Origin of the sequence: Wohlfahrtiimonas sp. G9077 (assembly GCF_002252155.1) — a bacterium.
Classification (GTDB): Bacteria; Pseudomonadota; Gammaproteobacteria; order Cardiobacteriales; family Wohlfahrtiimonadaceae; genus Wohlfahrtiimonas.
The window spans coordinates 19738-36825 of record NZ_NEFD01000004.1; the positions used below are offsets into that span (position 1 = coordinate 19738).

Genomic DNA, 17088 nt, shown 5'->3' on the forward strand with positions numbered 1-17088 from the left:
AATGTCTCGTATTGCAAAGAAAATCATTCCAATTCCTGCTGGTGTTGAAGTTTCAATCGCAGGTAACTTGGTAAAAGTTAAAGGGGCTAAAGGCTCTAGCGAATTACAATTGCATTCTGCAGTTGGTATTAAACAGGAAGATGGCAATTTAGTAATCGTTCCTGATTTAGCGCAAACAAAAGGTAACTATGCTTTAGCAGGTACCATGCGTTCATTGGTAAACAATATGATTATCGGTGTTTCTGCTGGTTTCGAAAAGAAATTACTTTTAGTGGGCGTTGGTTACCGTGCGCAAGCGCAAGGTTCTGCTTTAAATCTTTCATTAGGTTTTTCACACCCAGTGGTTCATCAAATGCCTGCTGGCGTAACTTGTGAAACACCTTCACAAACTGAAATCATCATCCGTGGTGTTGATAAACAAGCAGTGGGTGAAGTTGCAGCAAAAGTACGTGCTTACAGACCACCAGAACCATATAAAGGTAAAGGTGTTCGTTATGCGGACGAAGTTGTTTCATTGAAAGAAGTTAAGAAGAAGTAGGTGAATATGAACGTAAAAAAAGAAGCTAGATTACGCCGTAGTCGTAAAGCTAGAGCAAAAATCAGAGAAATTGGTGCGACACGTTTAACTATTTATAGAACGCCTCGCCATATCTATGCACAAGTGATTTCTCCATGTGGCAAAACGATCTTAGCAGCAGCATCTACATTAGATGCAGAAGTACGTGCACAAATCAAAAATGGTGGCAACGTAGACGCAGCTAAAGTAGTGGGTAAAGTTGTTGCAGAGCGCGCATTAAAAGCAAACATCACTGAAGTTGCTTTCGATCGTGCTGGCTTCCAGTTCCATGGACGTATTAAAGCATTGGCAGATTCAGCTCGCGAAGCTGGCTTACAATTCTAAGGGAATTTGATATGGCAAAGAAAGAAAATACAAACGTTGCAGCACAAGCAGATGCTTTTCAAGAGAAGCTTGTTGCAGTAAACCGTGTTTCTAAAACAGTTAAAGGTGGTCGTCAATTCGCATTTGCTGCTTTGACAGTAGTGGGTGACGGTAACGGTCGCGTAGGTTTTGGTTACGGTAAAGCTAAAGAAGTTCCTTTGGCAATCCAAAAATCTGTTGAGCAAGCTCGTAAAAACATTAGAGAAGTTGCTTTAACAAATGGTACATTGCAATATCCAGTAACTGGTGTTCATGGTGCTGCGCGTGTTTACATGCAACCAGCTTCTGAAGGTACTGGTATCATCGCTGGTGGCGCAATGCGTGCTGTGTTTGAAGTTGCTGGCGTGACAGATGTGTTAGCAAAATGTCAAAATTCACGTAATCCTATCAACGTTGTTCGCGCAACAGTAGAAGGGTTATGCTCTATGAAATCACCTGAAGAAATCGCTGCTAAGCGTGGTCTTTCAGTTGAAGACATCAAGGAGTAATGCATGAGTACAATTACTGTTACTTTGATCAAAAGTACCAATGGTCGTTTACAATCTCATAAAGATTGTGTTCGTGGTTTAGGATTAAGAAGAATCAGCCATACTGTGGAAGTTAAAGATACTCCAGAGAACAGAGGCATGATTAATAAAGTATCCTATTTATTAAAAGTTTCTGAGAAATAGGTGAAAGTATGCGTTTAAACTCTTTAACAAGTGCAGAAGGTAGCCGTAAACCTAAGAAACGTCTTGGACGTGGTATTGGTTCTGGCTTAGGTAAAACAGCAGGTCGCGGTCATAAAGGTCAGCATTCACGTTCTGGTGGTTTCCATAAAGTAGGTTTCGAAGGCGGTCAGATGCCTTTACAACGTCGTTTACCAAAAGTAGGCTTCGTTTCTCAACTTTCTTTAGTAACAACAGAAGTACCTTTGTCAGCTTTAGCTAAAGTACAAGGTAATGAAATTGATTTGATCGCATTAAAATCATCTAATGTAATTGCAGGTAAATTTGAAAGAGCTAAAATTATTCTTTCAGGTACAATTGATCGTGCAGTGACCATTAATGGTTTAGCTGTTACAAAGGGTGCTAAGGAAGCAATCTTGGCAGCAGGTGGAACAATCAACGAATAAAGAAATAGTATGAAAAATAATCAGCTTCCTCAATTTGGCAATTTATCGGAATTAAAATCACGTTTTATATTCTTGATATTAGCCTTGGTTGTGTACCGCCTTGGTGTTCATATCACCGTGCCCGGTATTAACGTTCCATTATTAATGGATCAAATGACACAACCAGGTGAAGGCCAAGGTTTAAGTGCGATGATGAACCTGTTTTCAGGTGGCGCATTTGAAAGGATGTCGATTTTTATGCTAGGGGTTATGCCATATATTACAGCATCTATTGTTATTCAGATGCTGACTGTGGTATACCCACCACTTGAACAAATCAAAAAAGAAGGTCAAGCGGGACGTCGTAAGATAACGCAGTATACGCGTTATCTCACTATTGTTTTTGCTGCTGCACAAGGTACAGCGTATGCGTTTGGTATTGTCAATGGATCACTCGGGTTTAACTCGAGCATCGTTGTCATACCAGCGCTTAATTTCGTTTTATTAGCTGTGATCACTTGGATTACAGGTACAATCTTTTTAATGTGGCTCGGTGAGCAAATTTCTGAAAGGGGAATCGGCAACGGTATCTCCATGATTATTTTTGCAAGCATTTTGATGGGCTTACCAACAGGTGTGAGTGCTTTGTTTGACACAGCACGTACTGAAGGTGGCGCATTGGCTTATTTAAAAGTTGTATTTGTCATTTTGTTTGTTATGGCGATAGTATTACTTGTTGTGTTTATTGAGCGTGGTCAGCGTCGTATTACGATCAACTATGCAAGAAAACAACAAGGACGCCAAATGTCAATTGGTGGGCAAACGACACATCTCCCATTGAAGTTAAACATGGCGGGTGTGATTCCAGCAATTTTCGGATCGGCATTCTTATCGTTCGTTTATACAATTTCAGCAGCGTTAGCAAAAATTGAAGTGAGTGTTGCTGAAGGTCCTGTGTCTGGTTTTGCTAAGTTCGGTTATTTAGCAAGTCAATTTTTCCAAAAAATTGGCAACTACGGTGTTAAATATTTCACACCTGGTCAACCAGCTTATATGATTTTATTTGCAGCTTTAATCATCTTCTTCTGTTTCTTCTACACTGCGATTCAGTTCAATTCAAAAGAAACAGCAGAAAACTTAAAGCGTTCGGGTGGTTTTATTCCAGGGATTCGTCCAGGAATTCAAACTTCTCAATTTTTTGATAAAGTACTCACACGAATCACACTTTGGGGCGCGCTCTACATCACAGCAATCTGTTTATTACCAGAAATGCTCGGCGCTATTTTTAACTTCCCAAGCTATTTCGGTGGTACTTCTATTCTGATTGCGGTTGTAGTTGTCATGGACTTAATTGCTCAAGTTCAAGCTCAGTTGGTGTCTCAACAATATTCATCTGTGATGAAAAAGGCCAACATTAGTTCTGCTTTAAATGGCAAGCCGCCATCAATCTAAAATATTCTCGATTAGGAGTTTTTATGAAAGTTAGAGCATCAGTTAAAAAAATTTGCAGAAAATGCAAAATCATTAAACGCCATGGTGTTATTAGAGTTATCTGTGAAGATGGACGTCATAAGCAACGTCAAGGATAATTAAATTTGTGGAATTCTGGAAAACAGTATAGAATTCCACCCCTTGGTCATAAAACAAAAATTTTCGGAGTTTCATAACATATGGCACGTATAGCAGGTGTAAACTTACCGCTCAAAAAACATGTTATTATTGCTTTGCAGTCCATTTATGGCATCGGTGCCACGCGCGCAAAAGCAATTTGTCAAAATGCACAAGTTGATCCAACTACTAAAGTCAGCGATTTGACTGAAGATCAAGTTGAAGCACTACGTGCGCAAGTTGCGCAATTCGTAGTAGAGGGTGACCTTCGTCGTGAAGTGTCAATGAGTATTAAGAGACTAATGGATCTTGGTTGTTACCGTGGTATCAGACATCGTCGTGGTTTACCTGTGCGCGGACAACGTACCAAAACGAATGCACGCACTCGTAAAGGTCCAAGACGTTTAGTTAAGAAATAAATTTATAGGAATTAGTGATGGCAAAACCTTCAGTAAAAGCACGCAAGCGTGTTAGAAGAACTGTTGTAGACGGTGTCGCACACATACATGCATCGTTCAATAATACAATCGTAACTATTACAGATCGTCAAGGTAACGCGTTATCTTGGGCAACTTCTGGTGGTTCCGGTTTCCGTGGTTCTAGAAAATCTACACCTTTCGCGGCACAGATCGCTGCTGAAAGAGCAGGTACAACTGCTAAAGAGTATGGTTTAAAAAATCTAGACGTTGAAGTTAATGGTCCAGGCCCAGGTCGCGAATCTGCGGTTCGTGCGTTAAATGCTTTAGGATACAAAATCACATCTATCGTTGACGTTACGCCAATCCCACACAATGGTTGTCGTCCACCTAAGAAACGTAGAGTATAATTGGAGTATTTAAATGGCACGTTATATTGGTCCAAAATGTAAATTAGAAAGAAGAGAAGGTACTGACCTTTTCTTAAAATCACCTGCTCGTCCTTTTGAATCTAAAACTAAGCTTCATGACAAAGCACCTGGTCAACACGGTGCACGTCCTAAGAAGTTATCAGTTTATGGTACGCAGTTACGTGAAAAGCAAAAATTACGCCGCATCTATGGTGTATTAGAAAAGCAATTTAGATCTTACTACGCAGAAGCAGCACGTCGTAAGGGTTCAACAGGTGAAAACTTGTTGCAAATCTTAGAATGTCGTTTAGACAACGTTGTTTATCGTATGGGTTTTGCTGTAACTCGCGCAGAAGCTAGACAATTGGTGTCACACAGAGCGGTATTAGTGAATGGTAAATCTGTAAACATTCCTTCTTACCAATTGAAAGCAGAAGATGTTGTTACACTTTCTGAAAAAGCAAAACAACAAACTCGTGTTAAGTACGCTATGCAATTAGCAGAAAGCAACGGTTTCGTTGAATGGTTATCTGTAGAACCTTCAAAAATGGAAGGTACTTACAAACGTATCCCTGATCGCAGCGACTTGCCAGCAGACATTAATGAATCACTAGTAGTTGAATTGTATTCTAAGTAATATTATTGATTAACGTTAATATCTAGGTGAATATTTATTATGGCTGTACATGAATTATTAACGCCAAAGATTGTCGATATTAAGACAATTAGTCCTACACGTTCTGAAGTCTCGCTTGAGCCTTTAGAGCGTGGCTTTGGCCATACGTTAGGTAATGCTTTACGCCGTATTCTTTTATCTTCAATGCCTGGTTCAGCGATTACTGAATGTGAAATTGAAGGTGTTCAGAAAGAATATACTGCAGTACCTGGAATGTATGAAGACGTAATAGATCTTCTTTTGAATCTAAAAGGAATTTCTTTATCCCTTCACGATGCTGATGAAGCGTATTTGACGCTAGAGAAATCTGGCGAGGGTCCTGTGACTGCAGGTGATTTAGTGTTACCACACAACGTTGAGATTTTTAATCCTGACTATGTGATCGCTAATTTGACTGCTCAAGGCTCTTTAAAACTTCGCTTGAAAGTTGAAAATGGTCGTGGTTATCAACCTGTTGCTGCTCGTGAATCTGCTTCTGAAGCGACACAGAAAATTGGTAACTTCAAGATCGATGCTTCTTTTAGCCCAGTGAGAACTGTAAGCTATAAAGTAGACACAGCACGTGTTGAACAAAGAACTAACTTAGATCGATTAATTATTAATCTTGAAACTAACGGCAGTTTAGATCCAGAGAAAGCCATTCGCGCCGCTGCAACAATCTTGCATGAGCAATTGGCTGTATTCGTAGATTTAAAATCTAAACCAGATGTTGTTGAAGAGAAAGAAGAGCCAGTATGTGAGATCGATCCGATTTTATTGCGTTCTGTAGACGATCTTGAGTTGACTGTTCGTTCAGCAAACTGTTTGAAAGCGGAAAGCTTGTACTATATTGGTGAGTTAATCCAGAAGACTGAAGTTGAACTCTTAAAGACACCTAATTTGGGTAAGAAATCTTTAACTGAAATTAAAGACGTATTGGCACAGCACGGTTTATCTTTAGGAACTAAATTGGATAATTGGCCACCTTCACACCTAGATGTGAGCAAGCCGCCAGCATAATTAAGTTACAAATTTTTAAGGAATTATTCTAATGCGTCATCGTAAATCAGGTCGTGCCTTTAGTCGCACATCAGCGCATAGAAAAGCAATGTTTAAGAACATGGCTGTTTCTATGATTGAGCATGAATTAATTAAAACAACATTACCAAAAGCTAAAGAATTAAGATCAGTGGTTGAACCATTAATCACTTTAGCAAAAGTAGACACAGTTGCTAACCGTCGTTTAGCATTCGCTCGTTTGCGTTCAGAAGCAGCAGTTGCAAAATTGTTCACTGACATCGCACCGCGTATGCAACAACGTCCAGGCGGTTACTTAAGAATTCTTAAGTGTGGTAACCGTGCAGGTGATAACGCGCCAATGGCTTACGTTGAGCTCGTTGATCGCGTAGTGGCACCCGCTGCTGAGTAATGATTAGTTAAATTGATAGAATAGGCCGGTTCATCCGGCCTTTTTATTGTTGGGGCAGTATGTATTTCACACATTTAAATCTCTCCTTAGCATCGAATGAATTCGATGGCCGCGCCATCACCATTGGCTCCTTTGATGGTCTTCATATTGGACATGTGAAAATCATCAACGCACTCAATGAGCACGCAAAAGCGCACAATCTAAAACGCACCTTAGTGACATTCACGCCATTGCCGCCTGAATATTTCAATCAAGGTTCTTTTCATCGTGTGATGTCGCTGCGCGATAAATTAGATTATCTCAAAGCTCATGATTTGGTGGATGAGGTGATTCTCATTCCATTTTCTCAAGGCATGGCGACGATTACCGCTGAGAGCTTTTTAAATGACATTTTGCTCGATACCCTTGAGATGAAAGCCCTGTTTGTGGGTAAAGATTTTCGTTTTGGGCACAAAGCTCAAGGCGACATAGAATTTTTAAGCAATGCGCTCAAGGATGATTATCATTTCAGAGCGATTGAAGACCTTGAACAAGACAACATTCGTGTCTCGTCAACAAAAATCCGTGAGTTTTTGGCCAACAATGACTTAGCCTCAGCTGAGCAATTTTTAGGCCGCCGTTATTCACTCATCGGTAAAGTGGTGTATGGCAATCAACTTGCCCGCACATGGGGCATGCCCACCATTAATGTGCATTTAAAGCATCATTTTCCATTGCGTGGCGTCTTTAATGTGATTGCGGACAATCTCTGCACTGGCAAGCGCTATTATGGCACTGCAAACATGGGGATGCGCCCAACGATTGATGGTAAAAAGCTCTCTTTAGAGGTTCACCTACACAATACCAATGACAATCTCTATGGTGATTACTTTAAAATTACCTTCATCAACAAAATTCGCGATGAAATCAAGTTTAACGCTTTAGAGGATTTGCGAAAGCAAATTGAGCGTGATATAACAAATTCTTCCACTTTTTTTAAAGACTTTTCAGAATAGGTACATACTGTGAGTAAAAATAAATCTCAAGACAATGGTAATCACCAGTATAAAGATTCGTTGAATCTTCCAACGACTGACTTTGACATGCGCGCAAATCTCCCAACGAAGGAGCCAAAGTTTGTTGAGTTTTGGGAATCCATTAATTTATATGCCAAACAACGCAAAGCCTTTGAAGGCAAGCCAAAGTTTGTATTGCATGATGGTCCTCCCTATGCCAACGGTGCCCTCCATTTAGGCCACTTTGTGAATAAGACGCTCAAAGACATTATTACCAAGTCTCACAGTCAATTAGGCTTTGATACGCCGTATGTACCCGGTTGGGATTGTCATGGTTTACCGATTGAATTGGTGGTTGAACGTAAATATGGCAAAGTTGGGCCAAACATGACGGCAGAAGCATTCCGTCAAAAATGCGCTGAATATGCTGCCACACAAGTGGATTTACAAAAAGCTGAATTCCAACGTTTTGGGATTTTAGGGGATTTTGATCATCCTTATTTAACGTACGATAAAAAAATCGAAGCAAATACAGTGCGTGCGTTGGCAGAAATTTATAAAAATGGCCACATGGAACGCGGTTCTCGTCCTGTGAACTGGTGTTTAGATTGCGGCTCATCTTTAGCAGAAGCAGAAGTTGAATATGCCGATAAAGTCTCCACAAGCATTGATGTAAAATTTGCGGTGCAAGATGTTAAAGCATTGAGCGATGCCATTGGTTTTACCGTGACAGAACCTGTCTCTGTGGTGATCTGGACAACCACGCCATGGACATTGCCGTGTAATGAAGCCGTTTCCGTACATCCTGAATACGATTATGCACTTGTGCGCATGAATGGTGAAAACATCATTGTGGCCGCAGAATTGGTGGAAGGTTTAGCCAAACGCTGGAAAACTGAATTAGAAGTGATTCACACCTTTAAAGGTCAAGTGATTGAAAACCTAGCATTGAGCCACTGTTTCTATGAGAAAACAGTGCCAGTAATTTTGGGTGAGCACGTTACATTAGATGGCGGTACAGGCTGCGTTCATACAGCACCATCTCACGGTGATGACGACTATAAAGTGGGTCTACAATACCATTTACCAATGGGCAATTATGTTTTAGGCAATGGTGATTATGCCTCTGATGTGCCATTGTTTGCGGGTCAAAACATCATGAATGTGACGGACAATGTATTAGATACATTGCGCAGTCATAACAATTTAGTGTTTGCCACGAAAATCGAACACAGCTATCCACATTGCTGGCGCCATAAAACGCCAACCATTTACCGTGCCACGGCGCAATGGTTCATCAGTATGGATAAAAAAGCGTTGCGTCAAGAGATCTTAACTGAGATCGACAAAGTGAAATTCACGCCAAGCTGGGGTCAAGCACGTTTATACGGCATGATCGAAGGCCGTGGTGATTGGTGTATCTCTCGTCAGCGTTATTGGGGCGTACCGATTCCTTTGTTCTTACATAAAGAAACCGGCGAATTGCATCCACAAACGGGCGAGTTGATGGAACAAGTGGCCGCAAAAATCGAAGAGAAAGGTTTAACCGGCTGGTTTGAAGCCGACATTACAGAATTCTTAAATGCAGAAGATGCTGCAAATTATGAGAAAAACAAAGACATTTTAGATGTGTGGTTTGACTCAGGGACAACGCATTATACGGTGCTTCGTCAACGTCCTGAATTGTCTTATCCTGCCGATCTTTATTTAGAAGGTTCCGATCAGCATCGTGGTTGGTTCAACTCATCGATTTGTACCTCTGTGGCGATGGATGGCATTGCGCCTTACAAACAGTTGCTCACACACGGTTTCACTGTGGATGCACAAGGCCGTAAGATGTCTAAATCTTTAGGCAATGGCGTTGAGCCACAAGATGTGATGGACAAAATGGGGGCAGATGTCTTGCGTCTTTGGGTGTCTTCGACAGATTACCGTGGTGAAATCCCCGTCTCTGATGAGATTCTAAAACGCACTTCAGAAACATACCGCCGCATTCGTAATACCGTGCGCTTCTTATTGGCGAACACAGGCGAATTTGATTATGCCAAAGATGCTGTGCCAATGGATGAATTATTGCCATTAGATCGCTGGGTGATTGATCGTGCGCATCAATTACAAACTGAAATTGGTGAGCATTATGTGGAATTTGCATTCCATAATGTGTATCAAAAATTACAAAGCTTCTGCTCCATCGATTTAGGCAGCTTCTACTTAGACATCATCAAAGATCGTCAGTACACTTGTGCAAAAGACTCTAAAGCGCGTCGCTCATGTCAAACAGCCTTGCATCATGTGTTAGAAGCATTGGTTCGCTGGATGGCGCCAATTTTATCCTTCACCGCTGAAGAGATTTGGCAAAACATGCGTCAAAAAGATGACAGCCGCGAAGAATCCATCTTCTTAGCTGAATTCTATAAAGATTTAGTGCCATTAAATGATGCGAAATTTGATCGTGCCTTCTGGGACATGTTGCTCAATGTGCGCTCTGAAGTCTCTAAAGAGATCGAAAAACACCGTGCAAATGGTGAAATCGGCTCTTCATTGCAATCAAATGTCACCATCTACTGTACAGAGCATATGTACAATCAATTGATGCAGTTAGAAGATGAATTGCGCTTTGTATTATTGACGTCATATGCAAATGTGAAACCATTGTCTGACAATACAGAAGAGTTGCCTGTCTTGACATTAGAAGATGAGCAATTTGCCATCGAAATCTCTGTGAACCATTACAAAAAATGTGTTCGCTGCTGGCATTATCGTGAAGATGTGGGCACGCATGCAGATCATCCTGACTTGTGTGACCGCTGCATTACGAACTTAACTGAAGAAGGTGAGAATCGCAAATATGCCTAAGTCATCTTTGCCCACAAAGAAGGTCATGATCTTCTTTGTGCTTGCGATCATTGGCATTGTGGTGGATCAACTCACAAAGCTTTGGGCAACCGCTGCATTGAACAATTCTGTGATCACTGTGATTCCAGATTTTCTAGAGTGGCGCTTAGCGTATAACTATGGCGCAGCCTTTAGCTTTTTGTCCGATCACTCCGGTTGGCAGCGTTGGTTTTTCATTGCCATTGCCATCATTGCGGCGATTGTCCTTTCTGTGCTGATCATTCGACGCAAAGCCCATGAGCGCATTTTGCCTTATGGCTTTGCTTTGATCATGGCAGGCGCGATCGGCAATGTGATTGACCGCATTTGGCATGGTTTTGTGATTGATTTCATCAGTGTGCAATTTGGCAGCTATTACTTTCCCATTTTCAATGTGGCTGACATCTGCGTCTCTGTGGGTGCAGGGTTAGTCATTTTGTCCTCTTTTATTGAACGAGATGATTCACGCAATGAGTAAGAAAATTTATTTGGCCAACCCACGCGGTTTTTGTGCTGGCGTTGACCGAGCCATCGGCATCGTTGAAAAAGCATTAGAACAGTTTGGTGCACCGATTTATGTGCGTCATGAAGTGGTGCACAATAAATTTGTGGTGGATGGTTTGCGTGATCGTGGTGCGGTCTTTGTGCAAGAGCTTGATGAAGTGCCGGATGATGCGATTGTGATTTTCTCCGCTCATGGCGTTGCTAAAGCGGTGCAGATGGAAGCAGATCGTCGCGGCTTAAAAGTTTTTGATGCCACGTGTCCATTGGTGACAAAAGTGCACATGGAAGTGAGCCGAGATGCAAAAAATGCGCGTGATACCATCTTAATTGGCCATGCAGGGCATCCTGAAGTGGAAGGTACCATGGGGCAGTTTGATGCGGCACATGGCGGTGAAATCTACCTTGTGGAAGATGTGAAAGATGCTGACAATCTTGTGGTGAACAATCCTGACAATGTCAGCTATGTGACGCAAACCACATTATCGATTGATGATACAAAAGAGATCATTGACCGTTTACGCGCGCGTTTTCCTGTAATTGCTGCGCCAAAGAAAGATGACATCTGTTATGCCACGCAAAATCGTCAAGATGCCGTGCGTGAGCTTTCTAAGCAATGCTCATTGATTTTTGTGGTGGGCTCTAAAAATAGCTCAAACTCCAATCGCTTGCGTGAATTGGCAGAAAAGCAGGGTGCGATGGCATATTTAATTGATCGGGCAGAAGATATAGATCTTGCAGTCTTAAAAGATCATGATAATATTGGCGTCACCGCAGGGGCATCTGCACCGGAAGTGCTCGTTCAAGAAGTGATTGAACTGCTTGAAAAGGCAGGGGCAACCCTTGAGCACAGCATTGATGAGAATCCGGAAACCATCGTGTTTCCATTGCCTAAAGAGCTGCGCGACTAAATTCCCTAGATATTAGCAATAATATCGAACTATGATGATTAAAAAAGGACTGCTTGCAGTCCTTTTTATTATTCATTGTATGGGGATGTGTGATCAGTTCACTAAAATCATCAACATTCTGCGCACAGGTTCAGCGGCGCCCCAAAGTAATTGATCGCCCACGGTAAAGGCAGATAAATACTCATTGCCCATCTTCATTTTTCGTAAGCGGCCAACGGGTACTTCGAGCGTGCCAGAAACCGCAGCCGGCGTTAATTCACGCATGGTGACGTCACGGTGATTTGGAATCACGCGCACCCAATCATTTGAGGATGTGATGATGCTCTCAATCTCAGACAACGGAATGTCTTTTTTAAGCTTCAAGGTCAATGCTTGTGAATGGCAACGCATCGCGCCGACGCGCACGCAAATGCCATCGACGGCAAGCGGGCTTTGAGTGTTGAGGATTTTATTGGTTTCCACCATGCCTTTCCACTCTTCGCGGCTTTGTCCATCGGACAATTCGCTGTCAATCCATGGGATTAAGTTGCCGGCTAATGGCACAGTAAAATTATCTTTCGGGAAGTGATCCGCTTTTAAAAGATCAGACACGCGGCGGTCAATCTCTAAAATCGCTTTGGCAGGGGAGATGATGTCGCTTGCCATCTCTTGGCCAATAAAGTGCATTTGTTGCAAAAGTTCACGCATGTTTTGCGCACCTGCACCTGAAGCCGATTGATAGGTCATGGAGGTTGTCCATTCCACCAAATCTTCTTTAAATAAGCCGCCAAGCGCCATCAACATTAAGCTGACGGTACAGTTGCCGCCCACAAATGTTTTGATGCCCTTGTTGAGCCCTTGATCAATGCTCTCGCGATTGATGGGATCAAGCACGATGATGCTGTCATTATCCATGCGAAGGGTTGAGGCGGCATCCACCCAATAACCTTGCCAACCAGCGGTTTGCAATTTTGGATAAACATCTTTGGTGTAATCGCCACCTTGGCAGCTGACGATGATCTCTTGCGCCATCAATGCATCGATGTCATAGGCATCGCCTAACGCACTTTCTTGCGCACCGCCCATCACAGGTGCATTGCCGCCTGCGTTAGAGGTGGAGAAAAATGTGGCGTGAATGTGTTGAAAATCGCCTTCTTCCACCATTCTTTCCATGAGCACAGAGCCCACCATGCCACGCCAGCCAACTAAACCTACTTTTTTCATTGTGTATCCTTTCCCTAATTCTTATGCGTTGAGCTCTGCGATCACTGCATCACCCATCTCTTTACAACCCACGATGATGCTATCTTTTTGAGCAATGTCACCGGTGCGAATGCCTTTTGCCAACACGCGCTCGATGGCGTCATCGATCTCTTGAGCGATGTCAGGGCGGGCAAAGGTGTATTTAAACATCATGCTGACGGACATAATGGTCGCCAATGGGTTGGCTTTATTTTGACCGGCAATATCGGGTGCAGAACCGTGGCTAGGTTCATATAAGCCTTTATTGTTCTCATCTAATGAAGCCGATGGCAACATGCCAATCGAACCTGTGAGCATCGCTGCTTCATCGGATAAAATGTCACCAAAAATGTTGCCCGTGAGCATGACGTCAAATTGTTTTGGTGCGCGCACCAATTGCATGGCAGCATTGTCCACCAACATATGTGAAAGCGTGACATCCGGGTACTCTTTAGCCACTTCAGTGACCACATCACGCCACAATTGCGTGGTTTCAAGCACATTCATTTTATCAATCGAGCACACACGTTTATCACGTGCTTGCGCTGCCTGAAACGCCACATGTGCAATGCGGCGGATTTCAGATTCTGAATACAACATGGTATTGAAGCCCACTTTTTCGCCATTACGCACTTCGATGCCGCGCGGATGACCAAAGTAAATGTCGCCCGTCAACTCGCGCACGATCAAAATGTCTAAACCTGACACCAACTCTTCTTTTAATGAAGAAGCATGGGCCAGCTCTTTAAACACATGAGCAGGGCGCAAGTTCGCAAACAAGTTTAAGCCTTTACGGATCGCCAATAAGCCTTGTTCAGGGCGCACATTGCGAGGCAATGCATCGTATTTAGTATCACCCACCGCACCGAGGAGCACCGCATCGGCGTTGAGTGCTTTTTCGAGGGTTTCATCAGGCAGTGGCTTGCCAGTCGTATCATAAGCAATGCCGCCAATCAGCGCATTTTCTGTTTCAATGCCAAGATTGTGCTTGTCGTTCATGGTGTTTAATACACGAACGGCTTGTGCTGTGATTTCTGGACCAATACCATCACCGGGTAATACTAATACTTTCATTCAATTTCCTTATTGATTATTAATTTCGGCCTGTGTGGCCAAAGCCACCAGCACCACGTTCGGATGCTTCAAATTCATCCACCTCTTGGAAGTTTGCTTGAATGACTGGCACGATGATCATCTGCGCCAATCTCTCCCCCACTTCGATTGTAAAAGCTTGATTGCTGCGGTTCCAAGCGGATACCATTAATTCGCCTTGATAATCAGCATCAATCAAACCCACGAGATTGCCAAGGACAATCCCATGTTTTGTGCCAAGGCCAGAGCGCGGCAATACCATCGCAGCATAGTTAGGATCTTTTAAATAGATCGCCATGCCTGTTTTGACAAATGCGCTTTGACCGGGTTCTAACGTTAAGGGCTCATCGAGCATGGCACGTAAATCAAGGCCTGCTGATCCTTTTGTTGCATAGCTTGGTAATGGAAACTCTGTCCCTAAACGTTTATCTAAGATTTTGTAATCAACTACTAACACTCAAACTTCCTTTAAATAATATTTCGACCTGCTGTCATTCGATCCGCTTCATAACGATCTTGTAAGCCATATTTGTATTCGTAACTCATGACAGACTGAAACGACTGTGGCGAAATACTTAATTGCTCTAGATTATTTGTATCTGAAACGCTATCAATTTTCAAGCAGTTGTATTGATTCATCGTAAATGGGGCTTTTGGCATCCAGCCGGTGGTCAATGCTAAGAGGAAGGCAAAGGGTTTTGGCATGGCGATCGCCTTTTTACGACAAAGGTGAGAATATCGCAAAACATCACGAATCATCTCTAAAAATGTCATGCGCTCAGGACCCACTAATGTGTAGGTGGCTTGCATCTCTGATTGTGTGCACATGATTTGTTCGATGGCGCGAGTCACATCACCCACATAAATGGGTTGAAATTGTGTGAACGCTCCTGGCACCATGAACATTGGGAATTTATCAATCAAACGCACCAAACCATCCAAACTTGGCGCACGCTGACCAAACATGAAAGAAGGGCGCAGGATGGAAACTTTAATGCCGCTGTTGTTTAACGCTTCTTTGAGCGCCACTTCACCTTGCCATTTGGTATCAAAATAGACGCTGCCGCCTTTTTCAGACACGCCAAGGGCACTCATGTGAATGAAATGCTTGATGCTCGTTTGTTTGGCAAGTTCAGCATAACGCTTCACTAAATCCACGTGGGCTTTGGTGGCGCGTTTACGGTTGCCATCCATGGTGCCAACGAGGTTGATGATCACATCCGCATCATGAATGTGGTATAAAATCTCCGCATCTGTTTGTGGATAGGTTTTGAACTTCACAAATGAAAATTGACGGGTGTCTTCTTGTACATTTTTACTGCGTGAAAAAGCGATGATGTGGTTATTTTTATCTCTCGCTAATCGACTGATCACATGATAGCCCACATATCCGCTACCGCCCAAAACGATGATTTTAGACATTGATGAATCCTCCTGTGTTAGGGATAAGAACTTGTCCATTCTAGCGAAAGGGGGGTAAGGCGTAAACTAAATCAGGCGTTATTTCCATGTGCTTTGACCAAAGCGGATAAATGGGCAAAATGTGGGATGATTTTGCCCATACCATTTTGGCAATAAACGCGTTAAAATCAGGAGATTCGACAAATTAATAATAAAGGAGTCTGTATGCGTCGTTATTTTGGGACTGATGGAGTGCGTGGCCGCACAGGCGAGCTACCGATGACGCCAGATTTTATCTTACGTTTAGGCTATGCTGCTGGCAAAGTGTTGGCCAGGGAAGGCGCGCGCGTATTGATCGGCAAGGACACGCGCATTTCAGGCTACATGTTTGAATCGGCATTAGAAGCGGGCTTAACCTATGCAGGCGTGGGCGTGGCTTTAACAGGCCCGATGCCAACGCCAGCGATTGCGTATTTAACCCGTACCCTTGATACATCCGCGGGTTGTATGGTGTCAGCGTCCCATAATCCCTATTTTGACAATGGCGTCAAATTCTTTGGGGAAGATGGACAGAAATTAGATGATGCTTTAGAGCTTGAGATTGAGCGACATTTAGATGAGCCACTGGCGCCCGTTCATCCTGATGGCTTTGGCCGCGTGCGCCGCATTACAGATGCTGCAGGGCGTTACATTGAGTTTTGTAAAAGCTCTGCCCGTGATCTGAATTTGCGCGGTATGAAGATTGTTCTAGATTGTGCCAATGGCGCCACTTATCACATTGCACCGCACGTGTTTACAGAGCTTGGTGCCAAAGTGATCGTGATTGGCAATGAGCCCAATGGCTTTAACATCAACGATCAAGTGGGTTCGACGCAGCCTGCGGCGCTTCAGAAAAAGGTGCTTGAAGAAAAAGCTGATTGTGGCATCGGGTTTGATGGTGATGGTGATCGTTTAGTGATCGTCGATGGTAAAGGCGTTGTGTACGATGGTGATGCCATTTTATATTTGATCGCAACGCATCGCAGAGAAAAGCAGATTGTGGCCACCATCATGAGCAATTTAGGGTTTGAACATGCCCTTAAAAATGAAGGCATTGAATTGATCCGCGCAAAAGTCGGTGATCGCTATGTGCTTGAGCAGTTAAAGCAGCACAATCTAACATTGGGCGGTGAAAGTTCAGGGCACATCATTTGTATGGATAAACACACCACAGGTGATGGCATCATTGCTGCACTGCAAGCACTCCAAGCGATTTTGGATAAAAACATGACGATTGCAGAATCTTTGCAGCACATTCCTAAATCCACCCAAACCATGATCAATGTACAACTTAAAGATCGCAGCGGTTGGGAGACAGAAGCTGTGACGGCTGAAATTGAGCGTGTGGAAAAAGCATTGGGTGACAATGGCCGCGTGCTCATTCGTCCATCCGGCACCGAGCCTGTTGTACGCGTGATGGTGGAAAGCTTTGATGTGGCCGCTTCTAAAAAATATGCCCAAAGCCTTGCAAATCTCATCAAAAATCAGAAATAATAGACGAAT

General features: G+C 43.1%; 21 protein-coding genes. 17 read left to right on the forward strand and 4 right to left on the reverse strand.

All coding sequences use genetic code 11. The features are described 5' to 3' along the window. Window position 1: 1 nt before the first annotated feature. The 16 genes from rplF to ispH all read left to right on the forward strand — a co-directional run bounded on the left by rplF (window position 2) and on the right by ispH (window position 11832). A complete protein-coding gene (rplF, locus tag B9T20_RS06275; RefSeq protein WP_008315911.1) occupies window positions 2-538 on the forward strand; it encodes a 50S ribosomal protein L6 in 537 nt (178 codons plus the stop codon). A gap of 6 nt (window positions 539-544) precedes the next feature. Beyond that, entirely contained in the window at window positions 545-901 is a 357-nt protein-coding gene (gene rplR, locus B9T20_RS06280; protein ID WP_008315910.1) for a 50S ribosomal protein L18, read from the forward strand. Window positions 902-912: 11 nt separating this feature from the next. Further along, a complete protein-coding gene (gene rpsE / locus B9T20_RS06285) occupies window positions 913-1428 on the forward strand; it encodes a 30S ribosomal protein S5 (protein ID WP_008315909.1) in 516 nt (171 codons plus the stop codon). A gap of 3 nt (window positions 1429-1431) precedes the next feature. Continuing rightward, window positions 1432-1611, forward strand: a complete 180-nt coding sequence (gene rpmD, locus B9T20_RS06290; protein ID WP_008315908.1) for a 50S ribosomal protein L30 — start codon at window positions 1432-1434, stop codon at window positions 1609-1611. Window positions 1612-1619: 8 nt separating this feature from the next. Then, window positions 1620-2054 carry a 50S ribosomal protein L15 gene (rplO, locus tag B9T20_RS06295; protein WP_008315907.1) on the forward strand — a complete coding sequence of 145 codons (435 nt, stop codon included), beginning with the start codon at window positions 1620-1622 and terminating at the stop codon, window positions 2052-2054. 9 nt (window positions 2055-2063) lie between these two features. Beyond that, the gene (secY, locus tag B9T20_RS06300; protein ID WP_008315906.1) at window positions 2064-3485 is read left to right on the forward strand and encodes a preprotein translocase subunit SecY; all 1422 of its coding nucleotides are present in this window, start codon (window positions 2064-2066) and stop codon (window positions 3483-3485) included. Window positions 3486-3508: 23 nt separating this feature from the next. Continuing rightward, window positions 3509-3622 (forward strand): 50S ribosomal protein L36, encoded by a 114-nt coding sequence (gene rpmJ / locus B9T20_RS06305; RefSeq protein WP_081600423.1) that lies wholly within the window; start codon window positions 3509-3511, stop codon window positions 3620-3622. Between the two features lie 81 nt (window positions 3623-3703). Further along, on the forward strand, window positions 3704-4060 hold the full coding sequence (rpsM, locus tag B9T20_RS06310) for a 30S ribosomal protein S13 (protein ID WP_008315905.1): 357 nt from the start codon (window positions 3704-3706) through the stop codon (window positions 4058-4060). Window positions 4061-4077: 17 nt separating this feature from the next. Beyond that, the gene (gene rpsK, locus B9T20_RS06315) at window positions 4078-4467 is read left to right on the forward strand and encodes a 30S ribosomal protein S11 (RefSeq protein ID WP_008315903.1); all 390 of its coding nucleotides are present in this window, start codon (window positions 4078-4080) and stop codon (window positions 4465-4467) included. A 13-nt stretch (window positions 4468-4480) separates the two neighbouring features. Continuing rightward, window positions 4481-5104: a 30S ribosomal protein S4 gene (rpsD, locus tag B9T20_RS06320; protein ID WP_008315900.1), complete on the forward strand. Its 624-nt coding sequence runs from the start codon at window positions 4481-4483 to the stop codon at window positions 5102-5104. Window positions 5105-5143: 39 nt separating this feature from the next. Then, window positions 5144-6142 carry a DNA-directed RNA polymerase subunit alpha gene (rpoA, locus tag B9T20_RS06325; RefSeq protein ID WP_008315899.1) on the forward strand — a complete coding sequence of 333 codons (999 nt, stop codon included), beginning with the start codon at window positions 5144-5146 and terminating at the stop codon, window positions 6140-6142. A 31-nt stretch (window positions 6143-6173) separates the two neighbouring features. Further along, entirely contained in the window at window positions 6174-6551 is a 378-nt protein-coding gene (gene rplQ, locus B9T20_RS06330; RefSeq protein ID WP_094490292.1) for a 50S ribosomal protein L17, read from the forward strand. Window positions 6552-6610: 59 nt separating this feature from the next. Continuing rightward, window positions 6611-7546 (forward strand): riboflavin biosynthesis protein RibF, encoded by a 936-nt coding sequence (ribF, locus tag B9T20_RS06335; RefSeq protein WP_094490293.1) that lies wholly within the window; start codon window positions 6611-6613, stop codon window positions 7544-7546. Window positions 7547-7555: 9 nt separating this feature from the next. Then, window positions 7556-10402 (forward strand): isoleucine--tRNA ligase, encoded by a 2847-nt coding sequence (gene ileS, locus B9T20_RS06340; protein WP_094490294.1) that lies wholly within the window; start codon window positions 7556-7558, stop codon window positions 10400-10402. Next, entirely contained in the window at window positions 10395-10898 is a 504-nt protein-coding gene (gene lspA, locus B9T20_RS06345; RefSeq protein ID WP_008315895.1) for a signal peptidase II, read from the forward strand. The genes ileS and lspA overlap by 8 nt, the downstream gene beginning before the upstream one ends. Beyond that, complete coding sequence (gene ispH, locus B9T20_RS06350; protein ID WP_008315894.1) at window positions 10891-11832, forward strand: 4-hydroxy-3-methylbut-2-enyl diphosphate reductase; 942 nt, start codon at window positions 10891-10893, stop codon at window positions 11830-11832. Before lspA ends, ispH begins: the two co-directional genes overlap by 8 nt. 93 nt (window positions 11833-11925) lie before the next feature. On the opposite strand, the gene asd is transcribed toward ispH, so the two are convergent. Genes asd through B9T20_RS06370 form a run of 4 tightly spaced genes read right to left on the reverse strand, consistent with a single transcriptional unit; the run spans window position 11926 to window position 15567 of the window. After that, the gene (gene asd / locus B9T20_RS06355; RefSeq protein ID WP_094490295.1) at window positions 11926-13035 is read right to left on the reverse strand and encodes an aspartate-semialdehyde dehydrogenase; all 1110 of its coding nucleotides are present in this window, start codon (window positions 13033-13035) and stop codon (window positions 11926-11928) included. A 21-nt stretch (window positions 13036-13056) separates the two neighbouring features. Further along, window positions 13057-14127: a 3-isopropylmalate dehydrogenase gene (gene leuB, locus B9T20_RS06360; protein ID WP_008315892.1), complete on the reverse strand. Its 1071-nt coding sequence runs from the start codon at window positions 14125-14127 to the stop codon at window positions 13057-13059. Window positions 14128-14146: 19 nt separating this feature from the next. Continuing rightward, window positions 14147-14602, reverse strand: coding sequence for a dUTP diphosphatase (dut, locus tag B9T20_RS06365; protein ID WP_008315890.1), 456 nt, complete (start codon window positions 14600-14602; stop codon window positions 14147-14149). Between the two features lie 11 nt (window positions 14603-14613). After that, window positions 14614-15567: an NAD-dependent epimerase/dehydratase family protein gene (locus tag B9T20_RS06370; RefSeq protein WP_008315888.1), complete on the reverse strand. Its 954-nt coding sequence runs from the start codon at window positions 15565-15567 to the stop codon at window positions 14614-14616. A 204-nt stretch (window positions 15568-15771) separates the two neighbouring features. Between B9T20_RS06370 and glmM the strand changes: the two genes are divergently transcribed. Beyond that, on the forward strand, window positions 15772-17079 hold the full coding sequence (gene glmM, locus B9T20_RS06375) for a phosphoglucosamine mutase (protein ID WP_094490296.1): 1308 nt from the start codon (window positions 15772-15774) through the stop codon (window positions 17077-17079). Window positions 17080-17088: the final 9 nt, after the last annotated feature.